At 40.2% G+C, this 14,738-nt stretch carries 13 protein-coding genes; 5 read left to right on the top strand and 8 right to left on the bottom strand.

What is annotated here, in order from left to right:
- Window positions 1-158: 158 nt before the first annotated feature.
- A complete protein-coding gene (locus F7734_RS56150) occupies window positions 159-1,424 on the bottom strand; it encodes an MFS transporter (RefSeq protein ID WP_155752843.1) in 1,266 nt (421 codons plus the stop codon).
- A 790-nt stretch (window positions 1,425-2,214) separates the two neighbouring features.
- On the opposite strand from F7734_RS56150, the gene F7734_RS56145 reads away from it, so the two are divergent.
- On the top strand, window positions 2,215-2,412 hold the full coding sequence (locus tag F7734_RS56145; RefSeq protein ID WP_155752842.1) for a DUF2811 domain-containing protein: 198 nt from the start codon (window positions 2,215-2,217) through the stop codon (window positions 2,410-2,412).
- A 386-nt stretch (window positions 2,413-2,798) separates the two neighbouring features.
- Here F7734_RS56145 and F7734_RS56140 read toward each other — a convergent pair whose 3' ends face one another.
- Window positions 2,799-3,518, bottom strand: a complete 720-nt coding sequence (locus F7734_RS56140) for a response regulator transcription factor (RefSeq protein ID WP_155752841.1) — start codon at window positions 3,516-3,518, stop codon at window positions 2,799-2,801.
- A 1,182-nt stretch (window positions 3,519-4,700) separates the two neighbouring features.
- Between F7734_RS56140 and F7734_RS56135 the strand changes: the two genes are divergently transcribed.
- Window positions 4,701-5,330: a CPP1-like family protein gene (locus F7734_RS56135; RefSeq protein WP_155752840.1), complete on the top strand. Its 630-nt coding sequence runs from the start codon at window positions 4,701-4,703 to the stop codon at window positions 5,328-5,330.
- A gap of 75 nt (window positions 5,331-5,405) precedes the next feature.
- Here F7734_RS56135 and F7734_RS56130 read toward each other — a convergent pair whose 3' ends face one another.
- The 4 genes from F7734_RS56130 to F7734_RS56115 form a co-directional block, all read right to left on the bottom strand.
- Entirely contained in the window at window positions 5,406-6,104 is a 699-nt protein-coding gene (locus F7734_RS56130; protein WP_155752839.1) for an HAD family hydrolase, read from the bottom strand.
- A gap of 117 nt (window positions 6,105-6,221) precedes the next feature.
- The gene (locus F7734_RS56125) at window positions 6,222-6,926 is read right to left on the bottom strand and encodes an SDR family oxidoreductase (protein ID WP_155752838.1); all 705 of its coding nucleotides are present in this window, start codon (window positions 6,924-6,926) and stop codon (window positions 6,222-6,224) included.
- A 273-nt stretch (window positions 6,927-7,199) separates the two neighbouring features.
- Complete coding sequence (locus F7734_RS56120) at window positions 7,200-8,603, bottom strand: NYN domain-containing protein (protein ID WP_155752837.1); 1,404 nt, start codon at window positions 8,601-8,603, stop codon at window positions 7,200-7,202.
- A gap of 127 nt (window positions 8,604-8,730) precedes the next feature.
- On the bottom strand, window positions 8,731-9,126 hold the full coding sequence (locus F7734_RS56115) for an EAL domain-containing protein (RefSeq protein WP_347566454.1): 396 nt from the start codon (window positions 9,124-9,126) through the stop codon (window positions 8,731-8,733).
- 618 nt (window positions 9,127-9,744) lie between these two features.
- Here F7734_RS56115 and F7734_RS56110 point away from each other — a divergent pair.
- Together F7734_RS56110 and F7734_RS56105 are read left to right on the top strand one after the other, a co-directional pair.
- Window positions 9,745-10,032 carry a circadian clock KaiB family protein gene (locus F7734_RS56110; protein ID WP_155752835.1) on the top strand — a complete coding sequence of 96 codons (288 nt, stop codon included), beginning with the start codon at window positions 9,745-9,747 and terminating at the stop codon, window positions 10,030-10,032.
- 132 nt (window positions 10,033-10,164) lie between these two features.
- Window positions 10,165-12,138 (top strand): ATP-binding protein, encoded by a 1,974-nt coding sequence (locus tag F7734_RS56105; RefSeq protein WP_166482773.1) that lies wholly within the window; start codon window positions 10,165-10,167, stop codon window positions 12,136-12,138.
- Between the two features lie 64 nt (window positions 12,139-12,202).
- Here F7734_RS56105 and F7734_RS56100 read toward each other — a convergent pair whose 3' ends face one another.
- The gene (locus F7734_RS56100) at window positions 12,203-12,550 is read right to left on the bottom strand and encodes a hypothetical protein (protein ID WP_155752834.1); all 348 of its coding nucleotides are present in this window, start codon (window positions 12,548-12,550) and stop codon (window positions 12,203-12,205) included.
- 279 nt (window positions 12,551-12,829) lie between these two features.
- On the opposite strand from F7734_RS56100, the gene F7734_RS56095 reads away from it, so the two are divergent.
- Window positions 12,830-13,810 carry a DMT family transporter gene (locus F7734_RS56095; RefSeq protein ID WP_166482772.1) on the top strand — a complete coding sequence of 327 codons (981 nt, stop codon included), beginning with the start codon at window positions 12,830-12,832 and terminating at the stop codon, window positions 13,808-13,810.
- Window positions 13,811-13,820: 10 nt separating this feature from the next.
- On the opposite strand, the gene F7734_RS56090 is transcribed toward F7734_RS56095, so the two are convergent.
- Window positions 13,821-14,708 (bottom strand): phytanoyl-CoA dioxygenase family protein, encoded by an 888-nt coding sequence (locus tag F7734_RS56090; protein WP_155752833.1) that lies wholly within the window; start codon window positions 14,706-14,708, stop codon window positions 13,821-13,823.
- Window positions 14,709-14,738 lie beyond the last annotated feature (30 nt).

Raw genomic sequence — 14,738 nt, 5'->3', positions numbered from 1 at the left:
ATTTGGGATTTTTGATTTTGGATTTTGGATTTTGGTTTTTGGATTTTGGATTTTGGATTTTGGATTTTGGATTCTAGAATGGTCATTCTCCCTTGTCCCCTTGTCCCCTTGTCCCCTTGTCCTCTTGTCCCTACTCCCTACTCCCTACTCCCTACTCCCTACTCCCTACTCCCTACTTGGTTCCCAATCAGTTTATTCAGGTACAGCAAAATCGCGATTGCAATGCTAGCAGTTAATGCTAGTACCAGCCAATAATAATTCACCACTATTTCAGCTTTGTCTAATGCCCAACCTCCCACGGAAGGACCAATAGCATATCCAATTGCCCAACAAAGAGCACCAATAGCGAAATAAACGCCGCGCTGTGATTCGGGAGCTAATTCCGTGATTAAAGAGGAAGAGGAAGGGGTATAAGAAACAATCGCAAGAGCAAAGACTCCCAATGCCAACACTGCCCACACTATATGATAGGACGTGGCAATGCGGGTCATCCAAATGAGAAGAAAACCAGTAGCCCATAATAGCGTAGAAACAACAAGTGCTAGAGGATCGCTAAATCGTTTTAAGAAACGGGCGACGGGTAGCTGTCCCAAAATGACAACGCTCAAGTGCCAAGCGAAAAGAGCACTTATAGTTGTTTCAGAAAACCCTTTTCCCGATGCTCCAGTGGATACAAAATTTTTAAAGTAGATGGGAAGACTGCTGTGTAATTGTGAAAAATATGTAGTAAAAATTACATTAGCACCTAGAAAAATACGGAAACGAGTATCTTGTAATGAGGTCAACCAAGATGCCAACTGTGAATTTCCTTGGGAAATTGGCTTGAGTCGTTGATTTCTTTCTTGAATAGCAAAATAAACGACTACAAAAAAGACTACAAACGAGATGGCATCAATAATGAAAAGTAGGCGGTAGTTTCCCGTTGTTGCCACTAAAACTCCTCCCAGGACAATTCCCATGCCCAAACCAAGATTGTCTGAAAGTCGAGTTAGAGCATAAGCTTCATGACGAGTTTCCGGTAGGGTAACATCTGCCACAACAGCTTCGTTAGCAGGCCAGTATAAACCCAAGCCCATCCCCGCGATCGCATTCCCAATTAACAGGGTAACAAAATCATGAGTTGCAGCCAAGACCATAGATCCAATTGCTGAAACGGCTGCAGCCAGCAATAAAGTGCGGCGTCGTCCAATATAGGGAGAGTCTGAAAAAGAACCGCTTAAAATTCGCCCGATGATGCCCGATAGTGAAGCACTACCCAAAGCGATACCAACAGATGTTGCCGACAAACCAACTTTGTTAACGAAAAAGATTGGGGCGTAAAACAAAGTGAAGCCAGTTCCAAATTCTAAGAGAAATCTCCCAACAGCTAAAATCCAGATTTGATGATTTAAATTTGGTAGAAGCCGTAATTTATGTTTCTTCAAGGGATTGGGGATTGGAGATTGGAAATATTACTAGTTATATCGCCTTTAGTGGTGTAAGAACTTCTACCTTACGGTTAAAGTGATGACTTCATAACCAACTATAAAATGTCACTGGTCATTGGTCACTGCTCACTGGTCACTGATTAATGTTTGTAATTCTTATCATTCGTCCAAATTTTCCTCACTCATTCCACAAGGTTTCCACAGGTATTATGTTGTTTTCCACAGAGGTTTGATGATGTTATGAGCTTTTGCTGTTCTATTGGGGATTTTTCACTTTCACAGCTGTCTCAGTCAAAAGACTGAGTTAACATTAAGAAATATTACAAAAAATAGCCAAAAAGCCTTATGATTGCGTAAACATTGATTATTTATAAACGAGTTCTTAACATTTCGCAGCATTGACAACCCTACCCCCTCTTAGCGCAAAATGGTGCGGTTTGCTCTTTTAGTCCTTTGAGTTGCTGTGTAAATTTACAAGAAAAAAGGCAGAGGGCAGAGGGCGGAGGGTACGAGGCTTGTGGCAGCAATGCTGAAGGCAGAATGAATCTTTGTTACAGAGGAATTTCCACTGCTTGCTGCCAAAGGGTGTAATGCCTATCTCCTTAAGGGAATGAAAGGGTTGATGGGGCTGTTCATAAAGTGCTCTTCCATAATGGAGAGGCTTTCATAAACGCCCTTTTGACGAGAGTGCTTCTGCCTTTTTAAGGCTCTTAAGTTTGTGTTACCTCTGGTGGATCTACTACAAGCAAAGTTACCCCATCGATGAACTTCAAAGGAGAAAAATCTCATGAATACAACAGTTGGAATCTTTACTGAAATTCCTGAAGCACTTCACGAATCTCTCAAAATTTATCTAGAAACACATCCTGATTGGGATCAAAACCGCGTCCTGACAGCAGCTTTGTCCCTGTTTTTACTTCAAAATGGAGAAAGCGATCGCCGTGCGGCTCGTGTTTACTTAGAAACTTTATTTCATCATTGTTAAATAAAAATACCCGACGCAATCGCTCACCAAAGAGTTTGCAGGCAAGGGATTCCCGCTCGTGCATTGAATTTAGGCAAGGATCAAAGAGATATAAAAATTTCGAGCGGCGTGTTTTACCGCTCGAAGTTTTTTCAAGCTATGTATTTTGGAGAGGTCAAAAAATGAATATCAAAAGCTCAGTAACTTAGTCACAAGAAACACAGCCTTTGCCAAAAGATTGGCGAGTGGGGATTGGGAAACTTCCCCACTCGCCAGTCCCGAGTTTTTCTAGAGAGAGATAATTACAGTTAGGAGATATTAGCACACAGAGCTTTGCTATTTTTCCCAAGAAAGTAGTTTTCATTCACTTTGTTTTGCTGCAAGCTAACAATGGGCATGAATGAATGCTATTGGCTTTTTTCACCCTGTTGGGGTTGAGTGGGGCATTCAAACTTATATCCAACACCTCGCACGGTTTGAATTAAGGCGGGTTGACTGGCATCAGCTTCAATTTTTTTGCGAATTTGACCTATATGTACGTCTACAACCCGTTGGTCGCCGACATATTCATAATCCCAAACTTCCTGAATCAGTTCAGCCCGCCGCCAAACTCGACCTGGATGGCTAGCTAAGAAATGTAACAAATCAAATTCTAGAGCAGTTAGGGGTACTGGTAAGCTGTTCAGTGTTACTTCTCGCCGCACGGGGTCGATCATTAACTTTTCAAATACCAGACGTTTTTGTTCTGCCGTAGTTACGACACGCTGTCGCCTTAAAATGGCAGCGACCCTGACTTCTAGTTCTCCCAAACCAAATGGTTTGGTGAGGTAGTCATCAGCACCTTTTGAGAAACCACGAATTTTATCAGCTTCATCGGCGCGGCTAGTAAGCATTAGCACAAAAACGCCATTTCGGCTTTGCATCTCTTGGCAGAGGTTAAACCCGATTACGTCTGGTAAATTGACATCCAATATTACCAAATCGGGGTTAAATTGCTCAAAGAGCGCCAGGGCGGTTTTACCATCTTCGGCAGCCTCTACCTGATAGCTCTGTTTGATCAGGAAGCGTTGGATTAAATTCCGAACCGCAGGATCGTCGTCAACAACAAGAATCTTGGCAGGAGCCATGACCATCACTTTGCACAAAAAAAAATTTATAGGATTAACAGACGGATTCCGTAGATGCTACGGTTTCCACTTTGAGAGTCATATGAATTTACAAGGCTAAGGCACTTATGCCCTGATTATTCAAATACTAGTGTAGTAATCAGGAATTTCAACAAATAAAGCTTGAAGACTTTGGCAATGCCACCCTTGAACTGAAATTTAGGTTTTTGTGATTAACCTTGTGTCCTGCTAGCAGATGCTTTTAACCTTAGCCATGGCAAGTGGGTAGTCACCGGACACTCTGCTACCCTGATGCAAGAAATTTAAAACAGTCTTAATTTTAAATCGATATGCGGCTTTATGGCACAAGGGATTAGGAGGCTAATTATTTGAAACCATATTATGGTACAGCTAAGTGACCAAATCTAAAAAAGAAAAGATAGTTTTTCATCAAAAATGCCTTGAATGTACTTTTTGCTCAAATTCTAGGGTAAAGCCACAGTGAAGGAACGGCATGAGGGGATACACGGAGTTCTTTTTATATGTTAAAGTGTCTATAGTTAAAACTACTAGGTCAATGGAAGTTGCTCATGCTAATATCCAGGTAGGTTATACGAATTAATCAAAGCATTCGTTTCAACCAACTTCAACTCAAAGTAGTTTTTCTTTAACAAAAGATTGGCGCTGATTGAGGCTCAAGTTACAAACTTCCGTAAGCAAGTCCCGGATTAAATCCGAGGGCTTCAGCAAAAACTTCGGTTTAGTTGAAGTCTAGCTTACCAGACTCAGTACCGAAGCGTACTACGTTAACGGCAAGTGTTCAAGTTCCTACTCCGGGATGCGTAGCTAGTTCCGCGACTCTAGAACCAAAGGATTAAACAGGTTTAAAAGTTTAAAGCCAGTGTCTTTTGGATATGCCGACCGTTAACATTGTCGAAGCTAACATGACTCCCGCAAGGGAAGGCACATTTTGTGCAAAACCTGAAGCAGCTCTTGGGGGAAGCCCCTAAGACCGCACTTCGCACCATATGCGTACAGAGGGAACAATGTCAGTTCACAATTGCCTGAACGAAAGTACACTGCAAAAGTACCCGGCTTCTAGTACCTCCCTTGGCGGTATGGGGACGCCTATTAAAATAGGTCGTGTCGCGTTTCATCCGTGGGCTAAAGCCGCACGGTTTCCACGATCCCGAAGGTTTTTAGATGAGCGAGCAAAATCCCTACGAAAAACTTGGGGTATCTGAGGATGCTAGCTTCGATGAAATTCAGGATGTCCGCAGTCGTCTGCTGGAACAACACAGTGGTGACGCAAAGCGCCTAGAAGTCATAGAGGCGGCATATGATGCAATTTTAATGGAACGCTTGAAAATGCGCCAGGAAGGCAAAATCAAAGTTCCAGAACGCATCCGGTATCCAGAGAGGCTTGTACAAGCACCTCCCAAAGAAACTCAAAGCCCACGCGAGCAGTCTCCTTTGTGGCTGCAAACAATGCTAGATAAGCCAACGCCTCAGGATATCCTACTACCAGGGGTTTGGTATCTCGGTTTAAGTACTATCAGCGTGTTTTATCAAGCTGGAGGCGACTCAGTGTTGCAAATGGCACTGCTGTTAGGTATTGGTGTCTGTGTTTACTTTCTAAGTCGCAAGGAAGGTAAATTTGGTCGTTCTGTTCTATTTACGCTTCTCGGTTTAATTCTAGGTCTGATAGCAGGAGGATTCCTTGCAGCCTGGATAGTACCGCAAATACAGCAATTTATTAATCTAAATCAAAATCAGTTTTCTACAGTCGTGGCTTTCTTGTTGCTATGGCTTATTAGTAGTTTTTTAAAATAGCTAATGGCTAATGGCTAATGGCTAATGGCTAATAGAGCAATTAGCAATTAGCTATTAGCTATTAGCTATTAGCCATTAACCAACTGGTTGTAATGCCTGTTCTAGGACTAAATTAACGGCAGAACTAAAATCCTTGACAATTAAATCTGGGTGGTAAAGTTCTTGTTGGGAACGATCGCGAATACCACATTCCACGGCGATCGCCTTAATGCCTTGCTTTTTGGCAGAAATGATATCAGCTTCCGTATCTCCCACCATCCAAGTGTCAAACGCAGGAGGGAGTTCCCTCATAGCCCTTGCCATTAACAAGGGTTTATCTTCAGTATCACGAGTTTTAATATAGTCGTTGCTCAGACAGTAACAACGGTTTTCTGGAAAAAATCTACCTAAATTGTATTTTTTGAAAGCATATTCTAGTTCCCGTTCCCGACGCATTGTCATAACAACCAAGTCAATACCAGCCCTTTGAACTTTTGCGAGAGCCTCAACAGCACCAGGAGCTAACGTATCGTACTCGAAATAAGGTTGGGTATGGACGGTTTGCTTTCGCAGTTGGGAAAATTCCTCTGCTTGCGCTTCATCAAGACCAGATATAATAGCAATTTGCTTTTCCGGAACACGCGATCGCTTCATTTGCCAAAATTCTGCTTTAGACAGTTCTCGTAGCTCCTGTCTGGGACGTCGGATTTTTTGCAAGCAATATTGGTAAACGCTGTAGTAACGTCCGGAAACGTCAATAATGGGACCGTCAAAATCAGTAATAAGTCTTAACATTTCTTTTTAAAACTGAAAATTTACTTACAGACTATCCCAATTGATGCGGTAGTGTGGTTTTAAATATTTAATGAATCTGTTTTGAATTGCTTATCAATCGAGTCTGACAGTCATCTTTTACAAAAATAAATGACTATCAGGTTGGATATTAATTTCTAAGGGAACTGCTTGAGGTTCAGCCGAGAGAGCAAAGAAAATCGCATTCGCCGCAGTTTCGGGGCTGAGCATTTTTTTCCGGTCTACCTTTAAACTCACATTGTCCCAGAAAGGAGAATCAACTCCACCAAAATAGAATAAAGTGAACTTGATGCCAAAGCGTTTCAGCTCCTCTGCCATACACTTGCTAAAACCAACAACACCAAATTTAGAAGCAGAGTAAGCCGCCGCCATTGCCATTGAGTGTTTGCCCAAAATGCCCACAACATTACAAATATGACCGGATTTGCGCTTTTGCATTTCTTGGGCTGCTTTTTGACAGGTGTAGAAACTGCCTTTCAAATTAACTTCCAGCATCTTTTCCAGATCCTCAGGTTCCACACTGTTGTAAGACTTGAGTATTCCAACACCAGCTGCATTCACCAAAACATCAATTTGACCAAAACCAGCAACCGTCTTAGATATCAGTGTATCTACTTGTTGAACGTCAGTAATATCTGTAGTAACAGTCAAAATTTGCCCTGGCAACTCAGCAGCTAGTGCTGTAAGACGATCGGTATTCCTTGCTGCCAGTACCAATTTTGCACCTGTAGGGGCTAGTTGGCGAGTCAGGGCTGAACCAATACCACCAGTGGCACCAACAATAACTACGACTTTATCCTGCATAATATTTTTTACATTTTTTCATAACTCTTAACATAATACTTCATGAGTTACTTTGTTACAAAAAATTCCTGCTTTGCCGAGCCTGGGTGGTGTTTTCAAACTACTTGCTTAGCCTCCTAATTTTTTAGCTCCCCCTAAATCCCCCTTAAAAAAGGGGGACTTTAAGAGTATTCCAGGGTGCGATGCCCACCCTACGCCTAGTTCCAGTGAAAAAACACTGCCCAGCATGAGAATGGTGCAACTACCATATACTTGACAGAGCATTTGAGAAATTTACGCCAAGGCGATGTGACAGACACCTTCTGTATTAGTTAGTTTAAAAGAGCTAGATGATTGTATAAATTTTTTAAAGTTACCAGCTTGTAAGCGCTTAAGTGCCTTTGTAATTCCTTCATTACAATGCTTATAAAATTCACTGGCTAAAGCTCCTTGAGAAACGTAGCTTTCATTTGATTTACTTGTTAAATTTTTTACGATAATTACCAAAGTTTGTTCTAATTCAGCGATAGAATTAATGCTGGATGAAAATTGATTGTTCGCAATATTTGTATCATTAAGATTATCACTGTCTATTTTTGGCTCCTGCGGTAATTCAAATAAAGTTATATACAATACATCTTTACTAAATATTTGGTGTAAGCTAAAAATATGGGGATATTCCATAAAAATATCCTTAGCTGTTTTGTCCGAAAAATAAGTAGAGACAACTTGATTTATAGAGATTTTATATTTTTCTTGAAATCTTTGACAAATGGTATTATGGTTCACCCAATAACTGCCAGTGCGTTTTTGTTCTTCTTTGATTAACTCTTTCAGAGTATTAATAAATTTATCAATAGAAGAAATTTTGGTATGAAATTGGGGGGAATAAACTAAGCCATTACCATTTTTTCGATTCAAAATGTTTATATTATCCCCATGCTTGCTAACTTGATATACGGTTAATCCTTTTTGTTGTAGGAGGTTACATAAGTTAGTCATCACTTTGTCTGACGAACAAACTAAAACCTCTTTGGTGTTTGGAAAACGTTCGTGGATTGCAGAACCAAAGGTTATCATTTTCCCATCAGCATTATCTTTACCCGCAGGAACATGAATCAAATCGTAGTTGCGCTCGTGGAGTTCAACATCTAATTTACCCTTGCTGCACCAATTGGCAAAAGCTATTTTGATTTGAATAGGGTAAGCACATACTGTTGTTAAAAATTTTTCTGTCTCCGTGCTGATTTGTAAATTTTCAGCGTCTAGAAGTAAAACAGCTATGGGTGTCTCTTGAGGAGCGGATGTATCGACTGATATAAATGAAGGTAATATTTCTAGATTTTGTTTAGGCTCTAAATTCTTTAATTCAAGTTTTACAAAATTTAATTGACCAACTTTTTCTAGTACATTATTTAAGAAATTTGAATAAAAACTTTCAGGAACGAATAGAGCTTTTAAGAACTTCTGTAACTGCTTGAAACGTGCATCTCCATCTTCACTTTTAGCAAGTAATTCTGTGATTTTTGCTGTTAATTTAGATTGATTGTGCTCGTTTTGCCAAGCAACCTTTCTATACTTCTCAACTAGTAACTCTGGTTGTTGTTCTTGAATAGTAATAATTGTTTGGCAAAGGCACGCACTAATTTCTTGTAATAAACTATCATGACAGCCAGTTGATAAAAACGTCTCTGGCATATTTCCCTCTATATAATACAGTAAGTAATCTTGAAAGACAGTAAGCTACCTCTGTTATACTGAGAAAAAAATTGTCTGAGATCGGTAAAATTGCGTGAATCTATCCGTAGAGGCTAAGTAATTGCCCTCATAACCAGTTTGGAGGGGCTTGAAGTAGCCGCCTTGCAAATTCAGCATCTAAAGGAGGAGAGAAGAAATATCCCTGTCCAAACTCACAACCCAATGTTTTCAAATATTGTAACTGAGAAGACGTTTCTATACCTTCTGCGATCGCTTGTATTTCCAGGCTATCTAACAGAGCAATAATTACTCGAATAATTTCAGTATTTTGCCCGTCATTTTGAATGTGACTCACAAAAGATCGATCTATCTTGAGAGTATTTACAGGTAAAAGGTGTAGGTAGCTTAGAGAAGAGTAGCCCGTCCCAAAATCATCAATGCTCAAATAAATTTTTCGGGATTTTAATTCCTCTAAAATACTAGCAGTAATTTTAGCATTGCCCATAATACCACTCTCAGTAATCTCTAACCTGAGATCTCAGTTATCTAAACAGATCTTTTGTAGAATAGTATCGATTTCTTGAATGAGATTTGTGCGGATGAGATGTTTGACTGAAAGATTAACACTCATTGGCTAACTGTGGTATAAATAACTTCTTGCTAAGTTCGCCAAGATAACCAATTGGTAATATAGAAATCCTATTTGAGATGCAAATAAGGAAGACAAGGAAGAGGTGTTTGTAAATCATTTAGGACTGCTCTACTAACAGTTCCTATTAACAAAATGACAAACGGACTTATAAAAATTGACCACAATGCCAGTTGCCATCTCTGAGTGTTGGAACGGATTGGCAGCTTCTTTCATCAAATAACTGTGCCTAATTCTATCTATAGCAATTCTTATCTGTTTTGTAGGAATTGCAAGACTCAGAGACCCGACTTCTTGAAAAAGTCAGGTCTCTTGTTTGTCAGCATTTTGAAAAAGTTCTATTAACTCATTGGCATAGTACAGACGCCTCGCCTCCCTAACCATCGGTTAAGAGAAATACTTCGTTAGTCTGAATAAAAATCACATTATTCAAACTTATAATAACTCTGATGAAGAAAAGTAAATACACATAGGTTATGACTGAAAAGACCAATGAGGGATCGATATTTGCTCAAACTTTATATTACCGGATATACACCTAGGTCTCAGCAAGCCATCTCCAATTTAATTCAGTTGTGTGAGTTACATCTGAAAAATCAACATGAGATAATTATTATTGATGTGCTGGAGCAGCCCCTGGTTGCTGAAGCTGAAAAGATTTTATTGACCCCTACCTTAATCAAAGAATTCCCTTTGCCAAAAGTACGTATTGTTGGTGATTTATCAGACACTCCAACAGTCCTATTGGATCTAAATATTCCGCAAGAGCGATCGCTCTGACATATACCATAAGTTCCTCTCTCTCTATAGGAAGAGTTACGAACTTAAGTCTTTGGGTAATATGCTCTCGACTCAAAAAGTGATTATGATTTATTCATAATAATAAACAACTTACCAAGTTAACCTAAAAAAGTGGATGCTAAATTTAATATCCTGCTTCTATTGGTCTCGCCTGAAAAAGCTAAGAATATCCTGGCGTTGTTAAGTCAGGGAGACTTTGCCACAAAGTATAAGTATAAGTGTATTTCAACAAAAGCAGATTATATTTCCCATTTACATTTAGAATGGGACGCTATTATTGCTGAATATTGCCTGAAAGATATAGAGGCTTTAGAGGCATTGCGTTTGGCACAAGCACAAGGATTGAATGTTCCTTTTATCATTTTTAACAGCACAAATAGCGTTTCTACGGCTGTAAAGTGCATGAAAACAGGAGCTACAGACTACCTGTTACAAGATGAATTGGCAAGGCTTCCTCAAATTATAGAACAGGTAATTGCTAAAAAAACACCACTTGCCAAGAATCGAACGCAAAAAATTAATTTAGAGCAAGAACTGCAAAAACAAACAGCAGAACTCAGCCAGCAAAAAGAGCATATCCAAGAGATTGAAGCCGCAGCGCAAAGAATTGAAGCACAGTTGCAAACGCTGATTGCTAAGAATGCTGATGGAATTATAGTTGTTGACAAGCAAGGTATTGTACGTTTTATCAATCCTGCAGCGCTAGCTCTGTTTGGTCGCAAACAGGAGGAACTGTTAGGCGAATTGTTTGGTTTTCCTGTTGTTTGTGGTGACAATACAGAAGTTGATATTTGTAATTGCAATAAAGGAAGCAGTAAAGCAAACTCTTGCTCGGACAAAATTGCTCAAATGCGTGTCGTGGAAATTGAGTGGTATGGGAAAACAGCATACCTTGTGTCTTTAAGAGATATTACCGAACGCAAACGGGCTGAAGAAGAGCGGACTAAACTTTTGGAACAAGCTCAAACAGCCAACCGGATCAAAGATGAGTTTCTCTCGGTTCTCTCACACGAACTGCGAACACCACTAAATCCTATATTAGGCTGGGTAAAACTTTTACAAAGTGGCAAGCTAGACCCTGTTAAAACCACTGAGGCTTTAGCAACTATTGAACGGAATGCTCGCTTGCAGATACAACTTGTGAATGACTTGCTCAGTGTATCTAAAATTTTAAGTGGTAAATTAACCTTAAATCCTGTAGCTGTTGATTTGACAACTATTATTGCATCTGCTATTGAAAGCGTGCGTCTTGCAGCTCGAGCTAAATCAATTGAGATAGTCACTGTACTTGATAGCAATGTATGTCTGGTGTTTGGCGATCCCAAGCGTTTGCGGCAAGTTATTTGGAACTTGCTTTCTAATGCTGTTAAATTTACACCATCTACAGGACGCGTCACAATTCGTTTAGAAAAGATTGATTTATATGCTCAAATTCAAGTGAGCGACACAGGCAAAGGTATTAAACCAGATTTTTTACCTTATATGTTTGATTATTTTCGCCAGCAAGATAGCAGTTACTCAAGGAAGTTTGGCGGCTTGGGCTTGGGTCTCCCTATCGTTCGTCACTTGGTTGAACTACATGGTGGAACTGTTCAAGCAGAAAGCCTTGGTGACGGTAAGGGTGCAACTTTTACTGTGAGGCTTCCATTAATACCTTCTTCTTCCTTAACCCAGCAAGAGAGTACTGAAAATAATGATGTCTTGGATTTAAGCGGAGTTCGCGTACTTGTTGTGGATGATGAACAAGATAATCGAGATTTTTTAGTTGTCCTCCTAGAAAGTTATGGTGCTTCTGTTCGTGCTGTTGCTTCTGCACATGAAGCACTTTCCGCACTGATTGAACAACCGCCACATTTGCTAGTCAGCGATATCGGATTGCCCGGTATAGATGGCTATACTCTAATTAGGGAAATCAGATCTTTACCACCCGAACGAGGTGGCAACGTACCCGCGATCGCTCTCACGGCATTTTCGGGTGATGCGGCTCGAAAGCAATCGCTTGGAACTGGCTTCACGCTTCATCTGTCCAAGCCAGTTGAACCAAATATGTTGGCTAGTGCTATTGCTCATTTGGTTAATGGTTAAATCTCTCCTCTCTCGTTCCCAGCCTCAGGCTGGGGACGAGGTGGACGAGGTGGGGGATCTCATATTATCTATCTTGTAGTAGGGAGTCAAACTCGGCTTGTAAAGCCTTAATGTCTGCAATTCTTGCTACCAGTAAATTATCGCTTCCTGCATCTGTTAAACGCGAGTTCCAATAGCAAATACTTTCTGAATGATTCATCCAAAAATTAATCACACTGTTTATAACCTCATCTTTCTCCCAACCCCATTTTGGAGGTACGGGTTCTACTGATTGAATAAATGCATCAAGTGTGCATTTATGGCTGCCAATATATTCCAAAGCTAAATCCTGAGATTTTTGCCAACTCTGTTGTTGGTGAGTGAAAAAATCCAAAACTGAAGACACGCCTACAATATCAAATGCGTATTTCATTCTCATCCTCCAATTTTTGAATGTTTGATATGCAGTCTTAAATTTTAAAAATGTTTGCCTCAAAAAGCATTCTTTGTCTTCTACCAGAAGTGAGTCAATTACTAAGAAGATTGGCACTCAAGCCCTGTGATTGCTAATCTCTATGCCATTGAAAATTAGCATTAAAGCCTCTAGAGTGCTAAAGTTTGTCTAGAAAAAATTTAGCAGTTGCGTACATTGAGTGCTAATGTTTATAAGGGTATTTATATTAAATTATTAGAGATTTTTCCAGCTTGAAAAGTGATAGATACTAATTTTAATATTTCTTTAACGTTTCCATTGACAGATTTTCAAGGCGAAATCGCCGCTTTGTCTGCTGCATTTCTATGGGCTGTAGCATCGACGATTTATGGTCGATTGGGAGAGCGTATTCCGCCGTTACAACTGAATCTGCTGAAAGGGATTATTGCGATCGCATTTCTCTTACTGACTATCCCGATTGCTGGAGAATGGTTACCTAACATAGCTCTTTTGCCGTTGTGTTTACTTCTGACAAGCGGTATTGTAGGTATTGGTTTGGGAGATACAGCCTTTTTAGCAGCTATAAATTACTTAGGAGCGCGTCGCGTCCTAGTTATGGGAACCCTTGCTCCACCAATTGCGGCTGTACTAGCCCTAATTTTTCTCCAAGAAAAAATAAATTTGAGTGCCTGGTGCGGAATTTTGCTAACTATTATAGGAGTGGCTTGGGTGATAACAGAGCGCACTCCCGATGACAGGATAGGGACACGGGGAACTCTAGATACGGGAAATGTTGCAGCACCTTTGTTTGCATCTCCTTTTTGGAGGGGAATAGGCTTTGGTTTGCTAGCAGTCGTAACAAATGCGACAGGAATGGTGCTTTCACGAGCAGCATTTATCGATCGCAGTATAAACCCATTGTGGGCAGCATTACTGCGTTTAAGTGCTGCCGAGTTAGTTCTCCTAGTATGGATAGCCTTACGCCATCGACAAGGTAACTATAAGGGAAAGACATTACACTCAAGACAATTTGTGATGGCAGCTATCTTTGCTTCCTTCTGCGGTACTTTTTTAGGAATTTGGTTGCAACAAACAGCTGTAAAATTTACAGCTGTGGGAATTGCTACGACTCTGATGCAAACTAGCCCATTATTTGTGATTCCTCTCTCCAGATGTCTGGGAGAGAGGGTGAGTTTGAGAGCAATTGCAGGTGCTTTAGTTGCGATCGTTGGTATTGGATTGCTATTTTATCTCAAATAAACCTCACATCTTACTCTCGCCAAAAAACGTACTGCTTCTGTTGTTCGGAAAACTTTTTAGAAAGAAGAACTAAATCTTCTTCTGGTAAGGAAGACTTGCAATAAAACGGGAACTTTGGCTGCCTAGAAGTATAGTCGTAAAATATGGCAAATCTATCTGAAGCCACAGGTTTCTTTCCGCGATGGAAAACGCTTGCAGTACCGGCAAAAACAACTGTTCCAGCCGAGCCAGTACAAGATCTGTAATTTGAAGGCGAGATGGCTCGGCTCATGGTTTTGTCTCTAATATAGCCATGCTTATATCTAAGAGCATGAGTGACTTCTGGAGTTAAAGACTGCGGAATATATTGAAAAGGACCGTTATCCTCATTGATATCATTCAGATAAACAATGATTTTAAGCAGTTTTCGGTCTTCTGAGTCCATGTGCCACAGCCTTGATTTCTTCTCAACGTTGTTGGCTATATCTCTACGAAAGTATGCGCCGTGATAGGCTACTGGCAAACCAAGATAATTCTCAACAATATTCAGTAAACGTTGCTCTAGTCCCCAAAGAAAGATTTCTGGAGATTCCATAATTTGCGTGGAAGTCGCATGAACAACGTAGTCATTTTTCTCCCCGCAGGTTATTGCTGGTATCTTGAGCATCAAGTTTTTTGCTGCTTCAAACATTTGTGGCGCTGAAGGAATTGAGAGCGCCTCTAATGAGGTGATGGCAACCCCCTCTGTATTTAAAGTTTCCACTAGCTCCCGGTCAGCCGTAGATAGAGCAGGCAGTTTTATAGTATAATTTTTAACAGATAATTGATAATCTAATTCGGCTGGATTTTTTACAAATGATATCTCATAGAGATTTTTGAATAGCCGATTACGTACTTGCGTAGCAATAGTTATTGTCATATTCGTCAAATTTGCAACACTAATAAAAAC

This window comes from Scytonema sp. UIC 10036 (genome assembly GCF_009725235.1).
This window is presented reverse-complemented; position numbering and strand designations above follow the sequence as displayed.

Coding starts and splice junctions, on each gene's coding strand:
- F7734_RS56145 (WP_155752842.1), top strand. CDS start 2,215: ATGAATACAACAGTTGGAATCTTTACTGAAATTCCTGAAGCACTTCAC.
- F7734_RS56140 (WP_155752841.1), bottom strand. CDS start 3,518: ATGGCTCCTGCCAAGATTCTTGTTGTTGACGACGATCCTGCGGTTCGG.
- F7734_RS56135 (WP_155752840.1), top strand. CDS start 4,701: ATGAGCGAGCAAAATCCCTACGAAAAACTTGGGGTATCTGAGGATGCT.
- F7734_RS56130 (WP_155752839.1), bottom strand. CDS start 6,104: ATGTTAAGACTTATTACTGATTTTGACGGTCCCATTATTGACGTTTCC.
- F7734_RS56125 (WP_155752838.1), bottom strand. CDS start 6,926: ATGCAGGATAAAGTCGTAGTTATTGTTGGTGCCACTGGTGGTATTGGT.
- F7734_RS56120 (WP_155752837.1), bottom strand. CDS start 8,603: ATGCCAGAGACGTTTTTATCAACTGGCTGTCATGATAGTTTATTACAA.
- F7734_RS56110 (WP_155752835.1), top strand. CDS start 9,745: ATGAGGGATCGATATTTGCTCAAACTTTATATTACCGGATATACACCT.
- F7734_RS56100 (WP_155752834.1), bottom strand. CDS start 12,550: ATGAAATACGCATTTGATATTGTAGGCGTGTCTTCAGTTTTGGATTTT.
- F7734_RS56090 (WP_155752833.1), bottom strand. CDS start 14,708: ATGACAATAACTATTGCTACGCAAGTACGTAATCGGCTATTCAAAAAT.